The sequence below is a fragment of the Streptomyces cyaneofuscatus genome (assembly GCF_033109485.1).
In the GTDB taxonomy this organism is placed as follows: domain Bacteria; phylum Actinomycetota; class Actinomycetes; order Streptomycetales; family Streptomycetaceae; genus Streptomyces; species Streptomyces cyaneofuscatus.
On record NZ_CP137002.1, the window covers coordinates 2,208,955 to 2,229,721 of the forward strand.

Here is a 20,767-nt window from a genome sequence, read left to right on the forward strand (position 1 = left end):
GCCTCAAGTACCCGGACCGGGGGAAGGAGCCGCTGCCCTTTGCGGCTGCTCCTTCCCGCCGGGGGCTCGGCCCCACAGGGGACCCGGCCCCGGCGGGAAGGCCCGGCGTGGTCAGATCAGCCCGTGCCGCATCGCGTAGCCCACCGCGTGGGCGCGGTTGCGCAGTTCGAGCCGGGTCGCGACCTCGTGCAGCACGTTCTTGACGGTGCGTTCGGAGTACGAGGTCTTCTGCGCGATCTCCGAGGTGTCGAAGCCCTCCGACACCAGCCGGATCATCTCCGCCTCCCGTGCCGTGAGGGTGGAGAGGGTGAGCCCGCGGGGGTCCAGCACCGTCCGCTGGAGGCTGCTGACATGGTCCAGGAGCTTGCCGAGGAGGTCGCCCGGGAGGACGCCCTCGCCGTTGGCCATCGCCTTGACCAGGTGGATCAGCCGGTCCTGGTCGGCCTCGCCGCGCCGCAGCACGGCGGCGACCCCGCACTCGATCATCGTCTGGAGCGCACCCGACTCGAAGAAGCCGACGACCAGCCCGGTGCGGGTGGAGGTGTTGCGCTGGAGGCGGTGCAGGAGCTGGACGGTGGCGTCGTCCACCATGTCCACCACCACCAGGGAGACCTGGGCCTTGTCGGCCTCGGCCTCCGGTATCAGCTCTATCTCCGGCCGCATCCGCAGCTGGTGGAGCATGCCGGTCTGGAGGATCAGGTCCTCCGCGTACACCGCCACGGTGACCCTGCCGCCGGACCCCGCCCCGGGGGTGGCCCGCGCGGCGGCCCGCCGGCCCGCGTCGGGCCTGCGGTACTGACCGCGCTCCGTCGTCCTGCTCGTCATGTCTGCCGTAGTCATCGTGTCTGCCGTAGTCATCGTTCCGCGCCGTCTTCCTCAGTACTTCCGCCCGATATGCCTTCTCTCCGCTGCCCACAGCACCGGTCTTCGGCAGGGGGCACGGGCGCGGGGCGGGGTCGCGGCACCACCGGACCGGTGTGCTCCCGGGGCATCCGCCCTGCCCGCTCGTTGCCCTCGCGACCCTGCTGCGCAGCCGCCGGGGCGGCTTACCGTCGCAGGGTGACCACATCTGCCGAACTCGAAATCCTCACGGTGACGGTGTCGCCCGGCGGTACCGCGACGACGACCCTGACCGTGCGCAACGACGGTGACATCGTCGAGGCCTACACCCTCGAAGTCGTCGGCGACTGCGCCGCGTGGAGCACCGTCGAGCCGGCCCGCGTGTCGCTCTACCCGGGCACCTCCGAGACGGTGACCCTCACCTTCGCCCCTCCCCGCTCCCACGAGGTCAAGGCGGGCGAGACGCCGCTGGCCGTCCGTGTACTGCCCGCGGAGCACCCGGAGTCGGTGGTGGTGCCCGAGGGCACGGTCACCGTCGAGCCGTTCCACGAGCTGCGCACCGAGCTGGAGCCGCGCCGCCGCCGGGGCTGGCTGGGCGCCCGTTTCCGTACCGCCGTGCAGAACAAGGGCAACACCCCGGTCGACGTCGCCTTCACCGGCAAGCAGGCCGGGGAGGAACTGCGGCTGGGCTTCACGCCGGGTCAGAAGCGGCTGGAACCGGGCGAGTCGGCCGAGATACGGCTCAAGGTCCGCGCGGCCAAGTTGATCTGGTTCGGCGAGCCGGTCACCTGGCCGTTCGAGGTGGAGGCCGCCGAAGCCGAGGCGCCCGTCGAGGCGGTCGCGGCGGAGGCCGGGGGCAAGGAGCCGGTACGGCCGGAGCCGGTACGGCCGGAGCCGGTACGCCCGGAGCCCGCGCAGCCGGAGACCGTACGTCCGGAGCCGGTGCCCGGCGAGTTCCTCCAGCTTCCCGTGCTGCCCAAGTGGCTGCTGATCGTGCTGGCCGCGCTGCTGGCACTGCTGCTCGCCTGGTTCGCACTGGTGCGGCCTGCGGTGAAGAGCACCGCGAAGCAGGCGGCGACCGAGGCCGCGCAGGAGGAGGCCGCCCGCGGCGGACAGCAGCAGGGTTCGCCCGCGCCGGGCGGCCCGGACAGCCCGGGCGGAAACCAGGGCCAGGGCACCGGGCCGGACGCGCCGGGCACGCCCGGCGGCAACGGCGGCTCCGGTACGGGACCGGGGGCAGGCACCGGCCCGGGCGGCACGGGCGGCGGGGGCACCGAGCAGAGCTCCGCGACGATCGACGTGGAGACCAACGCCGGGATCGAGGGCGTGGGGACGTACAAGGTTCCCGCGGGCAAGGTCTTCGGCATCACGGACATCGTGGTGGCGAACTTCCAGGGCGACGAGGGGGTGCTGACCATCTCCTTCGGGGAGCGGAAGATCACCACCATCGCGCTGGAAACCTTCCGTAATCAGGACTATCACTGGGTCACCCCCATTCAGGTTCCGGAGAACGCCACAGTCACCGCTGCCGTCACCTGTGCCAAGCCCGGCACTCCGGCGACCGGAACACAGGCTTCTGGCTGCCATCAGGTGATTAACGTCAGCGGTGTACTGAGCGATCTCGCACGGTAGAACAACAGCGGATACGGCGGCGCCGGGACGCCACGCTCCCCCTATTGGTGACGACAACAGCAGATACCCGGCCCCGGAGGAAACCCGGCGTGCCGAGCGATGGCGGATTCATCCTCCCGAATCCCCCAGAGGTCTATACCAATTCGGTCATCCGCGACGCCGACGACCTGAGAAGAATATCCGGTTGCCGCGGACCGGAGCACGAACGAGCCTGATCAGAGCCGCTGCTGACGGTTCGGCGGGAGACGCCGGGCGCCCGATCGGAACGGTCGGGCGCCCGTTTCCGTCGGCGCAACCCGGTCGGCCGACCACACCTTCTCGGCGCATTCTGGCCGAATCCCGTCAGCCCGCCACGATTGCCGGTGGACCCCCTACGGTTTTTCGCCATGTGACGTTCATCGAGAAAAAGAGATACCGAACACATCGCCGCAGGGAACCGGAACCCTAATTCCGGCGAATCCCCGGAACGACGGCCGGAGGGGAAACACTTCCGTGACCCGCTGTTCCCCTCCGCGTCATCTCAGGCCTCCCGAATACGCCCGCCGCCGCGAATGCGCGAGCGGCGCGGCCGGTCCGCCAAGGGCAGCATTCACCGTCGTACGGGTGCCCGGGAAGGCAGAGTCACTGCCCCGCGCGCAGGACTTTGAGGCCTACTCCCGGCCACCGCCACCGGGCAAGACTGATCGGTGAACGAGTGACCACCCCGAAGGAGCGAGCATGCCGTCGTACCTCACCCCCGGTGTATACGTGGAGGAGGTGCAGTCCGGAGCACGGCCCATCGAGGGAGTCGGCACCGCGGTCGCAGCCTTCGTCGGCTTCGCCGAGACGGGTCCCTTCCACCAGCCGACGCTGGTGACCAACTGGGACCAGTACGTCCAGACGTTCGGCACCTTCACCGCCGACACCTACCTCACCCACGCCGTCTACGGCTTCTTCGCCAACGGCGGCGGCGCGGCCTACATCGTGCGCATCGGCGGCCCCGCGCAGGGCGCGTCCGGCGCCACGGCCCCCGGCGCCGTCGGCCAGGCCCCGGCGCCCGTCGCCCTCGGCGGCTTCCTGGTCGCCGCCAAGTCCGGCACCGGCGCGGACCTCTCCGTCGAGATCGCCGACCCCGAGGGCGAGAACCCTCCGGAGGACCGCTTCAAGCTGCTGGTCCGCCAGGCCGGCAAGGTGGTGGAGACGTACGACGTCTCGACCCGCAAGAACGTCAAGGGCTACCTGGTCACCCAGGCCCGCGACTCCAAGCTCGTCCAGGTCACCGAGCAGCCCGGCACGGCCCAGAGCCGCCCCGAGAAGCAGACCGTCGCCCTCGCGCCCGCCCCGGCCTCCGGCACCCCCGGTTCCGGTGTCGCGCGGCTCGACGCGTCCGAGTACGTCGGCGACGCCGCCGCCCGCACCGGGTTCGGCGGCCTGGAGTCGATCGACGAGATCACCATGGTCGCCGTCCCGGACCTGATGAGCGCCTTCCAGCGCGGCGAGATCGACGCCGAGGGCGTCAAGACCGTGCAGCTGGCGGTCATCTCGCACTGCGAGCAGATGGGCGACCGGGTCGCCGTCCTGGACACCCCGCCCGGCATGAACGCCCAGCAGGTCCGCAACTGGCGCAACGACGAAGCCGGTTACGACTCGCGCTACGCCACCCTGTACTACCCCTGGGTGAAGGTCTTCGACCCGGCGGCCGGCCGCAACTCCCTGGTCCCGCCGAGCGGTCACGTGGCCGGAGTCTGGGCGCGCAGCGACGGCGAGCGCGGAGTCCACAAGGCTCCCGCCAACGAGGTCATCCGCGGTGCGGTGGACCTGGAGATCCGGCTCAGCAAGGGCGAGCAGGACCTGCTGAACCCGATCGGCGTCAACTGCGTCCGCGCCTTCCCCGGCCGCGGCATCCGCATCTGGGGCGCCCGCACCCTCTCCTCCGACCCGGCCTGGCGCTACCTCAACGTGCGCCGGCTCTTCAACTACCTGGAGGAGTCGATCCTGATCGGCACCCAGTGGGTGGTCTTCGAGCCGAACGACGACCGCCTCTGGTCGAGCATCCGGCGCAACGTCACCGCCTTTCTCACCGAGGAGTGGCGACGCGGCGCGCTGTTCGGCCGCACGGCCGAGGAGGCGTTCTACGTCCGTTGCGACCGGAGCAACAACCCGCAGGAGTCGATCGACCTGGGCCAGGTCGTCTGCGAGATCGGCGTCGCCCCGGTGAAGCCCGCGGAGTTCGTGGTCTTCCGCCTGGCGCAGTTCTCGGACAGCACCAGCCTCATCGACGAGTGACCTTCGCGGTCCTCCTCACCCCCTTCATCTCTCATCTTCACTAGCGGAACAGGTGACACACAGTCATGGCAGAGGGCGACGCTCTTTCCACCCACGTATTCGGCGTGCAGCTCGGCGGCTATCTCGTGGAGTCCATCCAGGAGATCAGCGGCATGACCGTCGAGGAAGAAGTCGTCGAGGTCCGTCAGGTGACCGCCGAGGGCAAGCAGATCATCCGCAAGCAGCCCGGCGCACGCCAGGCGGGCGAGGTGACGATCACCCGCGGGCTCGACAAGAGCAGCGAGTTCACCACCTGGATCAAGGAGACGCTCAACAACGGAGCCGTCGACACCGCGCGCCAGAACCTCACGATCGAGATCAAGGACTCGACCGGTGAGACCGTGCGGCGCATCCAGCTGATGCAGGGCTGGGCCTCCAAGTGGGAGGGCCCGTCGCTCAAGGCCGGCGAGTCCAGCGCCGCGACCGAGACGGTGACCATCACCTTCGAGGAGATCGTGGTCGAATGAGGCGCCGGACCGTATCGCCGGGCGCCGGCCTCGAAGAGGTCCTGGACACCCTCGCCGCCGCGCCCGCCCCGCGTGAGGAGGCCGCCGCCCCTGCGGCGGCGGCCCCGCCCCGCGACCGCTCCCGCGAACGCGACGCGCTCCAGACGGAGTTCGCGTTCGAGCTGCCGCGCGGGTACGTCGACGACGAGGGCCAGCTGCACCGGCACGGCACCATGCGGCTCGCGACCGCCCGGGACGAGCTGCGCCCGCAGATCGACCTGCGGGTGAAGGAGAACCCGGCGTACCTGTCCGTGGTGCTGTTGAGCCAGGTCATCACCCAGCTCGGCACGGTCACCGATGTGCACGCCGGGATCGTGGAGCGGATGTACGCCACGGATGTGGCGTTCCTCCAGGACTTCTACCGCCGGATCAACAGCGAGGGCCACACGCACGCCGCGGTGACCTGCCCGCTCTGCCACGGCTCGTTCGAGGTGGACCTCTCGGGTGGGCGCCTGGGGGAATCGTGACGTACGCGCTTCCCCGGTTGCGGGAGGAGATCGCGTACGTCGCCTACCACTTCCATTGGCAGCGTGAGGACATTCTCGACCTCACCCACGCGGAACGTCAGCAGTGGGTGCGGGAGATAGCGCGGATCAACACCCGCGTCAACGAAGGCAGGTGATCGTGTGGGGCTCGGGGACTGGCTGCGCCGCCGGACGGACGGGCAGGGGGGCGGTGTCGCCGATGCGGTGGCCGGTCCTGGGGCTGACGCTTCGGCCGGTGCCGGGGCTGGTGTCGGGGCTGACGCTTCGGCCGGTGCCGGGGGCGAGGGCGTCGGTACGGGGGTGCCCGGTGCCGGGGCTTCCGCTTCAGGGGCCCCCGCTTCCGGCGGCTCCGACTGGGACGGGGGGTGGCGTCGGGTCGCCCCACCCGCGGTGACCGTTGCCCGGTCCTCGATCGGGGTGAGCGACGGGCTGCGGTTCCGCTCCCAGCTCGCCTCCTGGCAGAACCCCGCCCTCGGCGGCGAGCTGGGCCACGCCGTCCTGCCGTCCGCCCCGGTGGGCCTCATCCATGGCGTGACCCGCCCGGGCTCCGCGCGTCCCACCTCGCCCGGTGGGCCGCTGCTGCTGCGGGCGGCCCGGCCGCAGGCGGAGGGCGAGGCGGAGGCCGGTCCGGCTGCGGTGGATCTGCCGTCGGCGTCTGGGGCTGCGGCGGCGGGGCGCGCGGGTGGCCGGAAGCCGGGGCGGAGTGCCCCGGTCCAGCGACGGGGTACGGGAGCGGGGGCCGCGCCTGGCTCACGCCCGGGCGCCTCCTCTGCTGGGGGCGCGAGCGCGGGCGCGGCAGCCATGCCGCCTGTGCAGCGGGCCGCGAAGGCCGGTGCGGCTCCGTCCTCTTCGGACGCCGTTGCCGCTGCCTCGGACGCAGCCGCTCCTTCGGCTTCGGTTCCGGCTTCGGTTCCGGCTGTTGAGCGGGCGCGTCCCGCCGCCGTACGTCCACGGCGGACCGCGCCTCCCCTGATCGTCGCCCGGCGTCCGGCGATGCGGCTGCGGCAGATCACCGGGCTGCCGCCCGCTGGCCCTGCCACCGCCACCGCCGCCACCCCCGTGACTCCTTCCGCCCCAGCCGCACCTGCCGCACCCGCCGCTCCCGGCACCGTGCAGCGGAGCACCGTGGCTCAGCCGCAGCCGGAGCAGGCGGCCGCCCCCGCGCGGCAGGACAGCCCCGGCCGAGCACCGGCTCCCGCGCCCGAGGCCGTACGCCCTCCTCTGGGCAAGCCCCTGCGGGAACTGCCCTCAGGGGCCATCCCCGCAGGCCCGGCAGGGCAAGGGCAGGCCACGCCGACTGCCCCGGCAGGGCAAGAGGCGGCGGCCATGCCGGTACTCCAGCGTCAGTCGTCGGAGACACCGACGGCAGCCGCACCGTCCTCACCGGCAGCGACACCCCCGCCGGGGCAGGCGCCGACCAGCACGTCGCGTACGCCACAACGCCCCAGCGCCCCCACCCCCACGCAGCCCGCCGACGCCCCCTCCGCCGGCCCCCGTGGCCGTACGCGAGGCGGGATCGGCACGCCCCTCACCTCCCTCCCGTCGACCGCCCGGGTCCAGCGCGACGCGCCGCTCCTCGGAGACCGTCGTCGTACGCAGCCGGGCCCTTCGGGCGCACCGGCACCGCAGTCCACACCTCCGCAGGCCACCCCAGCACCGGTCTCAACGGCCTCACCGAGCACGCCGTCCGCGATGCCGGTGCGTTCCGCCGCCGCGCCCGTACAGCGCGCGGTGGACGGCCAGCGCGCCCACCCGCGTACGCCGTCGGGCACGGTTACGGGTACGGGGTCGGGCACAGCGACGCCCGCGCCCCGAACCTCCGATTCCCCGGCCACTCCCCCGGCCCCGGTCCGTATCCGGAACATCGGCCCGCGGCGGGAGGGTGGACAGGCGCTCGCCACACCCTCCGCCGGTACCGCCGCACTGACGCCCACCGTCCAGCGTTCGCGCACCCTGCTCTCGGGCCGGGACCTGAAGGTGAACACCGGTGCGGCCGAAGGGTTCTCGGCCGCACCGACGACGACAGCGGGCGGCAGCCCGGCCCGCCCGGTCGTGGCAGCCACCTGGCGCCGCGACGTACAGCAGCCCGGGCACGGGCGTGGGACGGCCGGGTCCGGTGCGCCGGTCCCCGGTGCACCAGGGGCCGGCGGCGCACAGCCCGCGAACGTGCGAACCGGCGGCGCGCGCCCCGGCGACCCGCAGACCGGGGGGCGCCGGACGTCAGCGGGTGCGACGCCCCGGCGCAGCGCACCCCGCACCCGTACCCCCGGCGCGGCGCCGACGGCGGCCCCGGCGGCGGGCCCGATGCCCGGCGCCACCGTCCAGCGGGCCGTAGACGCAGCCCCCGCGCCCCGGCACACCGCCAGCGAACGCACCACCAGCCCTGAAGGCAGCGGACCACTAGCCACTACCGCCCCGGCCAAGAGCGGGTCCAAGAGCGGGTCCGCCATCGGTGGCGCGCTCCAGCGGCTCGTACAGCGCCGTTCGGTACGGGATACGGCGGGCACCACCCCGTCATCGCCCAGCCCCCAAGCCCGCACAGCGGGGCAGACACCGCAACGGTCGGCTTCGATGTCGCAGTCATCGCCGTCCTCGCCGTCAGGATCAACCCCCTTTCGGCACACCAGCCACAGCACCCCCAACCCGCAGTCCGCCCCGCCCGCCCGCGCGGTCCCGGTCGTCCGCCCCCATCCCCCCGTGGCGGCCGCGCCCGGGGCCACCGTCGTACCCGTCCAGCGCGTGCCGCTCCCGGTCGTGCCCGACCCCGCAGGCCCCCCGCCCGCAGGCCCGGCGCCCGGCGGCGACGCCCCCCTGGCCGGCCCTCCGGCCCTCTCCGTACGGGTTCCACCGCGCCCGCACCCATCGGCCTCCGGACCGAACGGCACCGGCACCAGCGCCGGCAACAGCGCCACCCCCGGACGGCCCCCGACACAGGCCCAGGTGCTGCAACGCGCCGCCGCCCAGGCCGGCATCACCGGCGTCCCGGTCACGGCCGTCCCGCCGAAGGGCACGCAAAAGGGCACACAGAAGAGCGCGCAGAGGAGCACACAGACCGGGGCACCCAGGCCCGTTCAGCGTGCGGCCGACGACACGTCCGGCTTCGCCCCCACCTCCGAGACGCCGGCGGAGAATGCGGCGAGCACCGCGAGCCGCATCTCCGGGGCCGAGATCGAGGAGCTGGCCCGCCGTCTCCTCGACCCCGTGAGCCGGCTCATCCGCGCCGACATGCGCCGCGGGCGCGAGCGCGCCGGACGGCTCCACGACGGCCGCCGCTGACAACGCGCACCGCCCCCGGCACGACCCGCAGCACACTCTCCACCCGCTCCACCCGCATCAGCAGAGAAGAAGAGAAACGGCATGACGGACAACATCTTCGCGACGAGCGTGTTCTTCAAGCTCGTGATCGGCGGCAGTGACCTGGGTGCCTTCCACACCTGCTCGGGTCTGGGCGCCGAGGTCGAGATGGAGACGTACGCCGAGGGCGGCAACAACGGCTTCACCTGGCAGCTGCCGGGGCGCATCACCTGGACCAACATCACGCTGACCCGCCCGGTCACCGCCGACACGATGAAGATCGCGCGCTGGCTGAACGAGACGATCCAGCGGGTCGAGCCCAAGGACGGCGAGATCGTCGCGCTGCGGCCGGACCTGAGCCGGATCATCAGCTGGCAGGTGCAGGGCATCGTCCCCGTCCGCTGGCAGGGCCCGTCGTTCGACCCGGCCAACTCCCAGGCGGCGATCGAGACGCTGGAGATCGCCCACGAGGGCCTGGAGCCTTCCTGATGCACCGTCATGTCACTCACGAAGAATCCCAGGAAGGAGGAACGCCATGTCACCCGCTCTCCGTGCGAGCCGTGCGCGCGCCCAACTGACCATCATGGAACCGCCGTCGACCGTCGGCGCCAAGCCGGGCGGCAAACTCGCCCAGCTCACCCTTCAGTTCAACCCGAACAAGCTGTCGCTGAGCAAGAGCACCGAGTGGCGGCGCACTCCGTCCCGGATGGCCGGGCAGTCCGCGCTGCCCGAGTTCGTCGGGAGCGGGCCCCGCTCGCTCTCCCTGGAGGTCTTCCTCGACGCGACGGCCACCCATGACAACTCCGTGGAGAAGGCGGTGGAGCAGCTGATGATCGCCTGCGTGCCCACGCCGACCAGCCTCGCGCGCAAGACGCCCGCGAGCCCGTGGGTGCGGTTCGACTGGGGCACGTCGAGGACGACCTCGTTCGACGGCGTCCTCTCCAACCTCTCCGTCTCCTACACCCTGTTCGACGTGGACGGGAAGCCGCTGCGCGCCACCTGCTCCCTCTCCATCGAGGAGGCGAGCGTCGATCCTGCCGGCCAGAACCCCACCTCCGGTTCGAAGGAGGCACGGCGTACGCACCGGGTCGTGGCCGGGGACAGCCTGCCGCTGCTCGCCTGGCGCGAGTACGGCGATGCCACCGCCTGGCGGACGATCGCGCACGCCAACGACATCGACGACCCCATGCGGTTGATCCCCGGCAGCGAGCTTCTCGTGCCGGGGCTCGAGGACCACCTCGCGGAGGGCGGCCGATGACCGCCTCCGCCCCGGGGCGTTCCTTCGCCGCCGATCCGATCGTGGAGATCCCCGCCGAGCTGCCGCTGGGCTGGGCCGCCCAGTTGGTGAGCTGTGTGGTCGACGAGAACGTCGGGCTGCCGGACACGGCCGTGCTGATGTACCGGGACCCGGACCACGATCTGCTGAGCGAGAGCGGGATCACCCTCGGCACGCCGCTGAAGATCTCCGTCGTCACCGTCCAGGACCGGGTCCGCGAGCGGCTGTTCACCGGTGAGGTCACGGCGATCGAACTGGACCACGACACCACCGGCACGTTCACCGTCATCCGCGCGCTCTCCAAGGCGCACCGACTCCAGCGCGGCCGGAAGGTGGTGGCGTACCGGAACATGAAGACGGCGGACATCGTCCGCAAGGTCGCCGCGAGCGCCGGGCTGACCTGCGGCAAGGTCGAGGCGGCGCCGATCACGTACAAACAGCTGACCCAGCCCAACGTCTCCGACTGGGAGTTCCTCCAGCATCTGGCGGCCGAGAGCGGCGCACAGGTGCGGGTGGACGACAAGGGCGTGCTCCAGTTCACCAAGCCGAAGCCGGCGTCCTCGGCGCCCTCGCCCGACACCCGGGCCGCCAAGAACCCGATGGTGCTGGAGTACGGGGACAACCTGCTTGCCCTGCGGGCGGTCGTGACCGGCGCGGACGGGGCGGGGGACGTGGAGGTGCGCGGCTGGAACGTCGACACCAAGACGCGGCTCGTGGCACGGGAGCAGTCCGTCCGCTCCACCACCGTGACGCCCGGGATGAACCCGTCGGTGGCGGCCGGGGCGTTCGGCGCCAAGGCCCGGGTGACCGTCGCCGACACCCCGTACCGGACCCAGGCGGAGACCACGGCGGTCGCGGGTGCGGTGGCGGCCTCGGTCAGCTCGGGGTTCGGGGAGATCGAGGCCGTCGCCTTCGGCAACCCGCAACTGCGCGCGGGCGCACCCGTGGCGCTCGGCAACGTCGGCCCGACCTTCTCCGGCCGCTACACCGCCACCGCCGCCCACCACGTCCTCGAACCGGACGGCGGGTACCGCACCACCGTGATCGTCAGCGCGTCCCCCGACCGTTCGCTGGCCGGGCTGACCGGCGGCGGGGCCCCCTCACGGGGGCCGCGCATGCCGGGGCTGGCGATCGGCGTGGTCACCGACATCCGCGAGGGCAAGGGCCAACGGGGCTGGGTGCGGCTGAAGTTCCCCTGGCTCGACGACACGTACGTGACCGACTGGGTCCGTACGGTGCAGTGGGGCGGCAACGGCGGCGGCGGGGTGTTCAGCCCCGAGGTCAACGACGAGGTGCTGGTCGGCTTCGAGCAGGGGCTGCTGGACAGCCCGTATGTGCTGGGCGGCCTGTACAACGGGATCGACCGGCCGTCCGAGCACGACGTGCCACTCGTCGACAAGACCAGCGGCAAGGTCAACCGCCGCTCCCTGGTGTCGCGTTCGGGCAACCGGCTGGAGCTGCTGGACACGCCGCGCGGCCCGTCCGGCGTGCGGCTGGCCAGTGGCAACAAGCGGCTCGAAGTCACGCTCGACGAGCGGAAGAACGAGATCGCCCTCACCGTGTTCGCCCCCGGCTCCAAGCGCCCGCAGAGCTCCGTGACGCTCTCCTCGTCGGGCATCACGCTCGACGCCGGTACGGGGAACGTCGAGGTGAAGGGGCGGTCGGTGACCATCAACGGCAAGACGGGGGTCACCCTGGACGGCGGACTGCTCGCGGTCCTGAAGGCCAAGCTCATCCGCATCAACTGACGCCCCGCCCCTCCTACCCCCAAGTCCCTTTCACAGCAAGGAGAACCCCGGCCATGCCCCCCGCAGCCCGCACGGGCGACAGCACCGCCCACGGCGGCCTCATCGGCACCCCGCCCCCGGGTGCGGTGGCCGTCGCCACCGTGCTGATCGGCGGCCGGCCCGCGGCCGTCACCGGGAGTCTGCACGTGTGCGTCGTCCCCCCGCACGCGGCGCTCGGGCCGGCGAACGTGATCATGCCCAATCCGGCGGGGGCCGTCACCGGCCAGGTGCTGATCGGCGGACTGCCCGCCGCCCGGATGCGGGACACCACCAGCTGCGGCGCGCCCATCATCAGCGGCGCGCTGAACGTCCTGATCGGGGGCCCGATGTGAGCGGCGACGGATACACCGGCGCCCTCAGGGGATCCGGAAGCGGCTTCATCGGACGCGGCTGGGGCTTCCCGCTGCGGACCGGCGCCACGGGCGGGATCGCCCTCGTCGAGCGGGACAAGGAGATCGAGGAGGCCATCGGCCTGATCCTCGGTACGGCACCGGGCGAGCGGCCGATGCGGCCGGAGTTCGGCTGCGGCATCCACGACTACGTCTTCGCGCCCGGCGACGGCGCGACCGCCGGGCGGATCGCCCAGGAAGTCCGTACGTCGCTGGAGCGGTGGGAGCCGCGCATCGAGGTGACGGACGTGGTGATCGCGTTCGACGCGATCGAGGAGGGCACGCTCTACATCGACGTGCGCTACACCGTGCGGGCCACCAACGACCTGCGCAACCTGGTCTTCCCCTTCTACACGATCCCGTCCGAAGAGGGCTCGTCGCAGGCCTCGCAAGCAGAGGTGCGCTGATGGTCCTCCCCTCCCCCAATCTGGACGACCGGCGGTTCCAGCAGCTCGTCGACGAGGCCAAGCGGTACGTCCAGCAGCGCTCCCCCGAGTGGACCGACCACAACGTCTCCGACCCCGGGGTCACGCTGATCGAGACGTTCGCGTACATGGTCGACCAGCTGCTGTACCGGCTGAACCGGGTGCCCGACAAGAACTACGCGGCCTTCCTGGACCTGCTGGGCGTGACCCTGTTCCCGCCGACCGTGGCCCGGGCCGAGGTCGATTTCTGGCTCTCCGCGCCGCAGCCGGAGACCGTGCACCTGTCGGCGGGTACGGAGGTGGCGACGGCACGCGGTGAGGCCGAGGAGCCGGTGGTGTTCACCACCTCCGAGGACCTGCCGATCGTGCCGAGCGAGCTGGTCCGGCTGGTCACCGCGCCGAAGTCCGGCGACCAGACCGACCGGACCGGGCCGCTCGGCGCGGGCAAGGACATCCCGTGCTTCTCGCCGCGCCCGGAGCCGGGGGACGCGCTGCTGTTCGGGCTGCCCGCCGCCGTACCGCGCTGCATCGTCGCCGTACGCCTGGACAGCCGGGTGGAGGGCGTGGGCGTCGACCCGCGTCAGCCGCCGCTGGTGTGGGAGGCGTGGGACGGTGCGCGCTGGGTGGAGTGCGCGACCGGGGACGACAGCACGGGCGGGCTCAACCGGCCGGGCGAGGTCATCGTGTTCGTCCCCGCCGGGCACACCGCGTCGGTGGTCGCCGGTACGCGGGCCGGGTGGCTGCGGTGCCGGGTGACACCGGCCGAACCGGGCCAGCCGTTCTACTCCGAATCCCCGACGATCCGCGAGGCCGAGATCTTCACGGTCGGGGGCACGGCGGCGGTCGAGCACGCGGAGACGGTCCTCGACGTGCCGCTCGGGGTCTCCGAGGGCGTGGCCGGGCAGCGGTTCTCGGTCAGCCGGGTGCCGCTGCTGATGGACGGCGAGCCGCCGGTGGTCCAGGTGTCGACCGCCGAGGGCTGGCAGGTCTGGACGCCCGTGGAGCATTTCGGCGCCTCCGCGCCGGGTGACCGGCACGTCCGGATCGACGCGGTCTCCGGTGAGTTCGCGTTCCCGCCGGAGGTGCGGGAGGAGGACGGCACGATGCGCGCGTACGGTGCGGTCCCGGAGAAGGGCGCCCAGCTCCGCGTCCCGCGCTACCGCACGGGTGGCGGGTCGGCGGGGAACGTGGCGCGGGGCGCGATCTCCGTGCTGCGCAGCTCGGTCCCGTACGTCGCGGGGGTCGGCAACCGGGAAGCGGCGACCGGGGGCGTGGACGGGGAGACCGTCGAGAACGCCAAGGTGCGCGCGCCCAACATCCTGCGCGTGCAGGAGCGGGCGGTCACGGCCCGGGACCACGAGGTCATCGCCCGCGAGGCGGCGCCCTCGCTGCGCCGGGTGCGGTGTCTGCCGGCCGTCGCGGGCGAGGGCGGTGCGGTACGGGTCCTGGTGGTGCCGGACGCGGTCCCCGACGAGGGCGGCCACCTCCGGTTCGAGCAGCTGATCCCCTCGGACCAGGTGCTCGCCGCGGTGGCGGAACGCCTGGACGAGCGCCGCCTGGTGGGCACCCGGCTGGTCGTGGAGCCGCCCGCCTACCAGGGCGTCACCGTGGTCGCCCGGCTGGTCGCGGCCCCGGGTGAGGTGGACCGGGTGCGCGCGGAGGCGCTGGAGGCCCTGTTCCGCCACATCGACCCGTTGCGGGGCGGTGCGGACGGTACGGGGTGGCCGTTCGGGCGGCCCGTGCAGTACGGGGAGGTGTTCGCCGTGCTCCAGGGGGTGCGGGGCGCCGGTCTGGTGGAGGAGGTCCGGCTGTTCCCGGCCGACCCGATCAGCGGGCGGCGCGGGGGCGCGGTGGACCGGGTCGACGTGGCTCCGGGCGCGCTGGTCTTCTCGCACCAGCACCAGGTGATCGTCACGGCGAGCGGGCCGGGTGAGGGCGTATGAGCCGGGCCGCCGTCCCCGGGCTGCCGAGCCGCTACCCGATCGGCGAACTGCTGCCCGCCCTGTACGCCGACGACGACCTGGCCCAGCGGTTCACGGCGGGCCTCGACACGGTCCTGGCCCCGGTCCTGTCCACCCTGGACAACCTCCCGGCCTACTTCGACCCGGCGCTCGCCCCCGCCGACTTCCTGCCGTGGCTGGCGACCTGGGTGGGCGCGGGCATCGACCCCGACTGGCCGCCGGAGCTGCAACGGGCGGTGCTGGCCCGCGCGGTGGAGCTGCACCGATGGCGCTCCACCCGGCGCGGCCTGGTCGAACACCTCCGCCTCTGCTTCGGCGTCCACGCCGATGTACGGGACGGCGGAGGCGTGGCCTGGTCGTCCGAGCCCGGTACGGCCCTGCCTCCGCCCCCGACCGGTGAACTGCTCGTACGGGTCTGGCCGGTGGCGCCCGGAGTCACGGTGGACGCGAACCGGGTCCAGGAGGTCGTCACGGCCTCGTGCCCCGTCCACCTCACGTGCCGGGTGGAGATCCTGCCGGGCCCGCCGGAAGCAGCACCCGAAGTGACACCCGTAGAGACAGGAGACTGACGCGATGCGCTCGTGTCCGGCGTGCGGTACGGCGAACCGCGAGGACGACGACTTCTGCGGCAACTGCGGGTCGTACCTGGGATGGTCGACGGAGCCGAGGCGCACCCCGCCGACACCGCTCCCGGAACCGGAAGCAGAACCGGCCCCCGAACCGGAACCGGCGCGCTCCCCGGCCCCGGAACCACAGCCTCAGCCTCAGCCTCAGCCTCAGCCGACCCCACAACAGGAACCCGAGCCCAGCCCGGACCCGGAACCGGAGTCCGAGCCGACACCGGCACCGGCACCGGTAACAGCACCCGCACTCCCGCCGGAGCCCCCGCGCCCGGCGACGGCGCCCACCCCCGTACGCCCGGCACCACCCACGACGCCTCCCGTACGCCCCGCCCAGCCCACCCCCACCCCCGAGGCGCCGATCGGTGCCGTTCAGCCGGCGAAGCCCGTGGCGCGGCGGCCCGTGGTCCGGCCGGTGGAGGAGGACGAGGCGCCGGACGGGCCGCCGTGCCCGAAGTGCGGGACGCCGAACCTGCCCGGGCGGCGGTTCTGCCGGCGCTGCGCGGCCCTTCTCCACCCCAAGGAGGAGTCCGCGCCCCTGCCGTGGTGGCGCACGGTGTGGCCGTTCCACCGCCGGGTGCGGGTCCGGTCGGGCCGGGCGCTGCGGCGGATCCTGCTGGTGCTGGCGGTCGTCGGGCTGCTCTTCGTGGGCTTCCTGTTCCTGCCGGCCGGCCGCGTGCTCTTCGAGGACGTCCGGGACAAGCTCGGCGGCACGGCGGAGATCAGCCCCTCCGGGGTGACCGCGAGCGGCGCGGCCCCCGGCCATCCGGCGGGCGCGGCCACCGACGGCCTGACCAACAAGTACTGGGGCGCACCGTCGCTGGGCTCGTCGCTGACGTGCACCTTCGCGAAGCCGTTCCGGCTGGTCGGGGTCGTCCTGCACACCGGGGCGTCGAAGGAGCCCGAGGAGTTCCGCCGGGAGCCGCGGCCGATCCGGGCGGAGCTGATCGTCACCACGGCGGACGGCACGCGCCACAAGCAGCAGCTCACGCTCAACGACAAACCCGGCGAGCAGACGGTACGGACCGGCATCAGCGACGTCACCTCCGTCCAGCTCGTCCTGCTGGAGGCGGCGGGCCGGGCCGAGGGCCGTCCGATCGCCCTCGGCGAGGTCGAGTTCTTCAAGCGCACCTGACCGGAGGGGCCCCGGTGCGACGCACCGGGGCCCCTCCGGTTGTTTCCAGTCCCAGAAGCCCCCCAACTGCTCATAGCTGCGCAGCAGTTCTGACCGATGAAGCAATTCCGGTCACATATGGGCTTCCCTCCACCCCTCCACAGGGGGTTGACTGAGCCTCACGCATGGTGACGCGATCGGTCTCGCCGGCTCGTCGACCCAGCTCCGGTGCCCCACCCCGGCGGAGGAGAGAGGACAGCGATGACCGGCTCACCTCGTACGGTCACCCCTTGGCCAGGGCATACGGACACCCGGCGGCCGCCCTCCGGCGGGAGCGCGCCCATGCGCGATCACCGGGAATGCGCGGTGCGCATCGCCCGCCCGTACTCATCCGTACTCATTCGACGAGGGGCAGCAATGAGCCAGATAACGTTACCGGCGTTTCATATGCCGTTCGCCAGCGCTGGGTGCAATCCGGGTCTGGAGAAAACCAGGGAGGCCGCCTGGGAATGGGCGGAAGCGGAGGGGCTGATTCTCTCTGTTCCGGCCCGCAGGAAGATGATCCGTACCCGGCCGGAACTCTGGATTTCCCTCATCTTCCCGAAAGCATCGCAGCACCATCTGGACCTCTTCTGCCAATGGCTGTTCTGGGCCTTCCTGGTGGACGACGAGTTCGACGACGGGCCGGCCGGCCGGGACCCCCTGATGTGCGAGGCCGCGATCACCCGGCTGGTGGACGTGTTCGACGGGGCAGCGCCGCGCGGGCCGATGGAGCAGGCGCTCGCCGGGCTGCGCGAGCGGACCTGCCGCGACCGGTCCCCGCAGTGGAACCGGCAGTTCCGGCGGGATACGGCGGCCTGGCTCTGGACGTACTACGCCGAGGCGGTCGAGCGGGCGGCCGGGCAGGTGCCGAGCCGGTCGGACTTCGTCAAGCACCGCCGGGACTCGGTGGCCATGCAGCCGTTCCTGGATCTCCATGAGATCACCGCCGGAATCGATCTGCCGGATTCCGCTCGGAGCCTGCCCGCGTACATCGCCCTGCGGAACGCGGTGACCGATCATTCGGGGCTCTGCAACGACATCTGCTCGTTCGAGAAAGAAGCCGCGCTCGGCTACGAGCACAATGCGGTACGGCTCATCCAGCGCGACCGCGGCTCCACCCTCCAGGAAGCCGTCGACGAGGCCGGAATTCAACTGGCACGTATTGCCGAGCGGGTGGTGCGGGCGGAAAAGGAGCTGATCGAGGAAATCGACGCGGCGGGGATCAGTTCCACGACCCGGGCCGCACTCGAACGCTGCGTACAGGACTACCGCAGTCTCGTACGAGGCGACTTCGACTATCACGCGCGCGCCGAGCGCTACACCCGCCCGGACCTGGTGGAGCTGGACGCGCGGAACTCGATGTCCGGGTATTTCGCCGCCTGAGAGCGCCCCGCCACACCTGCGTGAGGCCAGGGGGTTTGGAGGCGGAAGCCTTCCAAGCCCCCGGGGCCGATCCCCCACCTCCGCTCCGACCCATCAGAGGTCCATCAGGCCCGTCAGGCCCATCAGATCGATCGGATCACGTCGCGGCAGATCGAGAAGGGGCAAGCCCGGTCGGTATCGATCGCATGGAAGACTGTGCCGCGCAAGCATGTCCTGGGTCGCCCCACCGGCCGGGCCGGCCACTTCGCCATGCCCCCGGTCAGCGGCTGACCGGTCGGAATGCCCTGTCTTCCACCACAGTCCCCGGGGAAATCACACGTGAGATCACAGCGAAGAATCTGGACCACGGCTGCCGTCGCGACCGCGGCCGTGACGGGCGTCCTGGTGTTCCAGGGCGTCGGCGGCAGCTCCGCCCCCGACGGTGAGGCGGACGCCAAGTCCGCTCCCGCGAAGGTGGATGTCCACCGCACCCCGCTCAAGACCTCCAAGGACGGCACCTCCGCCTCTCTCCCCCAGCGCTCCACCGAGCGGTTCAGCCTGCTCGGCGTGACCTGGACCGACCCCGCCGCCGAGGTGACCGGCCAGGTCGAGGCCCGTACCCGCTCCGCCGCCACCGGCGAATGGACCGGCTGGCTGCCGCTGGACACCGAGATCGACGGCCGCACCGAGGCCGGCCGGGCCGGCGTCCGGGGCACCACCGAGCCGCGCTGGGTCGGCCCGTCCGACGGCGTCGAGGTCCGGATCAGCGCCGCCGACGGCGTCAGGGCCGGGCTCCCCGACGGGCTGCGGCTCGACACCGTCGACCCGGGCGGCAGCACCACTCCGCTCGCCGCCGAACCGGCCGCCTTCGCCGCGGAGCCCGCCGCGTTCGCCGAGAGGACGCCGACAGAGGAGCCGACGCCGTCCGCCGAGCCCTCCTCCGATGAGCCGACGGACGAGCCGACGGAGGAGCCTTCCCCGGAGCCTCCCGCCCCCACCCCGACGACCGCGTCCCCGACGCCGCCGGCCCCGAGCCCCACCCCGACCCTGACCGCGACTCCGAGTCCGACCCCCACCACCGCGTCGCCCACGCCGAGCGTCACGCCGGAGCCGACGCCCACCGCCACCACGACCCCGACGCTGCCGCCCGCCCCGCCGTCCACGGCCCCGCGGCCGACGATCGTCTCGCGGGTCGCGTGGAAGGCCGACGAGTCGCTCAACAACGAGTCGCCGGCCTACACGAACGCGGTCAAGGCGGTGTTCGTCCACCACACCACGCAGAGCAACACCTACTCCTGCGCCGACTCCCCGGCGATGGTGCGCGCGCTGCACGCCTACCACGTGAACGGGAGCAAGTGGAAGGACATCGGCTACAACTTCGTCGTCGACAAGTGCGGCACGATCTTCGAGGGCCGCAAGGGCGGAGTCGACCGGCCCGTGATCGGGGCGCACGCCCGTGGCTTCAACCGGGACACCACCGGAATCGCCGTGATGGGCATGCACACGAACACCCCGGCCACGAGCGCCGCGACCGCCGCGGTCGCCCGAGTCGCCGCCTGGAAGCTCGGCCAGTACCAGGGTGACCCGAACCGCACGGTGGAGCTGACCGCCGGGGAGGACGGCGGCAATCACGTGGGCAAGAAGTTCGCCGTCGGGAAGAACTACCCCTTCCAGCAGCTCTCCGGGCACCGGGACGCGTTCAACACCCAGTGCCCCGGACAGAGCCTCTACAACCAGCTCCCCGCCATCCGCTCGCAGGCCGCCGCCCTGCTCACCGACGAGGTCACCGGCCTCTCCGTCACCTCGGTGACCGGAGCGAGCGCCTCCGGCTCCACGTACTACACCAGGTCGGCCGTCACCGTCGGCTGGAAGGCGGCCACGCCCGCCGCCCTGGTGAAGAGTTACGAGCTGCTCGTCGGCGGCAAGCCGGTGGCCACCGTCAAGGGCAACGTCACCTCGGCCGCGGCCACCCTCGCGGTCGGCAAGCACTCCGTGCAGGTGCGGGCCACCCACCAGTCGGGCAAGGTCACCACATCGGCCGCCGCGACGATCGTCGCCGAGCGCACGGCCCCCGTCTTCACCACCAAGCCGGCCCTGACCCTGCGCACCGGCACGGTGAACACGGCCGCCGTCCCGCTCACCCTGACGTGGAAGGCCACCGACGCCACCGCCCTCAAGGAGGTCCGGCTCACCGCGCCCGTCGCCAAGACGTACGGCCCGACGACCGGCAGCGCCTCGCACACCGCGAAGTCCGGCGCGGCGACGGCCTGGAAGATGACGGCGTACGACCACGCGGGCAACACGGCCGCCGCCTCGGTCTCCGGCACCCCGGTGATCCTCCAGGAGACCTCCGCCACGAAGACCGGGAAGTGGACGGCGAAGTCCTCCGCCAGCTACCTGGGCGGCAAGTCCCTGACCAGCAGCACCAAGAACGCGAGCCTGACCTGGACGTTCACCGGCCGGTCAGCCGGCTGGGTGGTGTCGCGGGCCGCCACTTCGGGGCAGGCATACGTCTATGTCGACGGCAAGAAGGTGGCCACGGTGGACCTGAAGTCGGCCTCCACCAAGTACCGGGACGCGATCTGGACGCAGTCCTGGTCGACCAGCGCCAAGCACACGGTCAAGATCGTGGTGGTCGGTACGAAGGGCCGCCCGGCCCTCACCACGGACGGGCTGGTCTACCTGAAGTGACCCGCTGAAGCCACCGCACCGCGAGAGGGGTTGGCACAC

18 protein-coding genes and 1 pseudogene are annotated in these 20,767 nt (G+C 72.4%); 17 read left to right on the forward strand and 2 right to left on the reverse strand.

The window, feature by feature from the left end; all coding sequences use genetic code 11:
* Positions 1 to 111: 111 nt before the first annotated feature.
* Entirely contained in the window at positions 112 to 840 is a 729-nt protein-coding gene (locus R2B67_RS09160) for a helix-turn-helix transcriptional regulator (protein ID WP_317817256.1), read from the reverse strand.
* A gap of 219 nt (positions 841 to 1,059) precedes the next feature.
* Here R2B67_RS09160 and R2B67_RS09165 point away from each other — a divergent pair, with 219 nt between their 5' ends.
* The 5 genes from R2B67_RS09165 to R2B67_RS09185 all read left to right on the forward strand — a co-directional run bounded on the left by R2B67_RS09165 (position 1,060) and on the right by R2B67_RS09185 (position 5,904).
* Positions 1,060 to 2,472, forward strand: coding sequence for a COG1470 family protein (locus R2B67_RS09165; protein WP_317817257.1), 1,413 nt, complete (start codon positions 1,060 to 1,062; stop codon positions 2,470 to 2,472).
* A gap of 717 nt (positions 2,473 to 3,189) precedes the next feature.
* Complete coding sequence (locus R2B67_RS09170) at positions 3,190 to 4,737, forward strand: phage tail sheath family protein (protein WP_317817258.1); 1,548 nt, start codon at positions 3,190 to 3,192, stop codon at positions 4,735 to 4,737.
* A 65-nt stretch (positions 4,738 to 4,802) separates the two neighbouring features.
* Positions 4,803 to 5,243 (forward strand): phage tail protein, encoded by a 441-nt coding sequence (locus tag R2B67_RS09175; protein ID WP_007457189.1) that lies wholly within the window; start codon positions 4,803 to 4,805, stop codon positions 5,241 to 5,243.
* Positions 5,240 to 5,749 carry a hypothetical protein gene (locus R2B67_RS09180; RefSeq protein ID WP_018509799.1) on the forward strand — a complete coding sequence of 170 codons (510 nt, stop codon included), beginning with the start codon at positions 5,240 to 5,242 and terminating at the stop codon, positions 5,747 to 5,749. The genes R2B67_RS09175 and R2B67_RS09180 overlap by 4 nt, the downstream gene beginning before the upstream one ends.
* On the forward strand, positions 5,746 to 5,904 hold the full coding sequence (locus tag R2B67_RS09185) for a DUF6760 family protein (protein ID WP_317817259.1): 159 nt from the start codon (positions 5,746 to 5,748) through the stop codon (positions 5,902 to 5,904). Before R2B67_RS09180 ends, R2B67_RS09185 begins: the two co-directional genes overlap by 4 nt.
* Positions 5,905 to 7,110: 1,206 nt before the next feature.
* On the opposite strand, the gene R2B67_RS09190 is transcribed toward R2B67_RS09185, so the two are convergent.
* The gene (locus R2B67_RS09190) at positions 7,111 to 7,290 is read right to left on the reverse strand and encodes a hypothetical protein (protein WP_317817260.1); all 180 of its coding nucleotides are present in this window, start codon (positions 7,288 to 7,290) and stop codon (positions 7,111 to 7,113) included.
* A 169-nt stretch (positions 7,291 to 7,459) separates the two neighbouring features.
* On the opposite strand from R2B67_RS09190, the gene R2B67_RS09195 reads away from it, so the two are divergent.
* The 12 genes and pseudogenes from R2B67_RS09195 to R2B67_RS09245 all read left to right on the forward strand — a co-directional run bounded on the left by R2B67_RS09195 (position 7,460) and on the right by R2B67_RS09245 (position 20,728).
* Positions 7,460 to 9,043 (forward strand): hypothetical protein, encoded by a 1,584-nt coding sequence (locus tag R2B67_RS09195; RefSeq protein ID WP_317817261.1) that lies wholly within the window; start codon positions 7,460 to 7,462, stop codon positions 9,041 to 9,043.
* An 81-nt stretch (positions 9,044 to 9,124) separates the two neighbouring features.
* Entirely contained in the window at positions 9,125 to 9,550 is a 426-nt protein-coding gene (locus R2B67_RS09200; protein WP_018509801.1) for a phage tail protein, read from the forward strand.
* A gap of 46 nt (positions 9,551 to 9,596) precedes the next feature.
* The gene (locus tag R2B67_RS09205) at positions 9,597 to 10,319 is read left to right on the forward strand and encodes a CIS tube protein (protein ID WP_018509802.1); all 723 of its coding nucleotides are present in this window, start codon (positions 9,597 to 9,599) and stop codon (positions 10,317 to 10,319) included.
* Positions 10,316 to 12,085, forward strand: coding sequence for a VgrG-related protein (locus tag R2B67_RS09210; RefSeq protein WP_317817262.1), 1,770 nt, complete (start codon positions 10,316 to 10,318; stop codon positions 12,083 to 12,085). Before R2B67_RS09205 ends, R2B67_RS09210 begins: the two co-directional genes overlap by 4 nt.
* Positions 12,086 to 12,138: 53 nt before the next feature.
* Complete coding sequence (locus R2B67_RS09215; protein ID WP_018509804.1) at positions 12,139 to 12,456, forward strand: PAAR domain-containing protein; 318 nt, start codon at positions 12,139 to 12,141, stop codon at positions 12,454 to 12,456.
* Entirely contained in the window at positions 12,453 to 12,920 is a 468-nt protein-coding gene (locus R2B67_RS09220; protein ID WP_317817263.1) for a gp25 family contractile injection system sheath assembly initiator, read from the forward strand. Before R2B67_RS09215 ends, R2B67_RS09220 begins: the two co-directional genes overlap by 4 nt.
* Entirely contained in the window at positions 12,920 to 14,881 is a 1,962-nt protein-coding gene (locus R2B67_RS09225; RefSeq protein ID WP_317817264.1) for a putative baseplate assembly protein, read from the forward strand. Before R2B67_RS09220 ends, R2B67_RS09225 begins: the two co-directional genes overlap by 1 nt.
* Positions 14,878 to 15,468, forward strand: a complete 591-nt coding sequence (locus R2B67_RS09230; RefSeq protein WP_018509807.1) for a phage tail protein — start codon at positions 14,878 to 14,880, stop codon at positions 15,466 to 15,468. Before R2B67_RS09225 ends, R2B67_RS09230 begins: the two co-directional genes overlap by 4 nt.
* A 4-nt stretch (positions 15,469 to 15,472) precedes the next feature.
* A pseudogene (locus R2B67_RS35985) lies at positions 15,473 to 15,535 on the forward strand (zinc ribbon domain-containing protein); the annotation flags it as partial.
* A 372-nt stretch (positions 15,536 to 15,907) separates the two neighbouring features.
* Positions 15,908 to 16,654 carry a zinc ribbon domain-containing protein gene (locus R2B67_RS09235; RefSeq protein WP_317817265.1) on the forward strand — a complete coding sequence of 249 codons (747 nt, stop codon included), beginning with the start codon at positions 15,908 to 15,910 and terminating at the stop codon, positions 16,652 to 16,654.
* 396 nt (positions 16,655 to 17,050) lie between these two features.
* Positions 17,051 to 18,058 carry a terpene synthase family protein gene (locus R2B67_RS09240; protein ID WP_411200868.1) on the forward strand — a complete coding sequence of 336 codons (1,008 nt, stop codon included), beginning with the start codon at positions 17,051 to 17,053 and terminating at the stop codon, positions 18,056 to 18,058.
* A gap of 318 nt (positions 18,059 to 18,376) precedes the next feature.
* Positions 18,377 to 20,728, forward strand: coding sequence for an N-acetylmuramoyl-L-alanine amidase (locus R2B67_RS09245; protein ID WP_317817266.1), 2,352 nt, complete (start codon positions 18,377 to 18,379; stop codon positions 20,726 to 20,728).
* Positions 20,729 to 20,767: the final 39 nt, after the last annotated feature.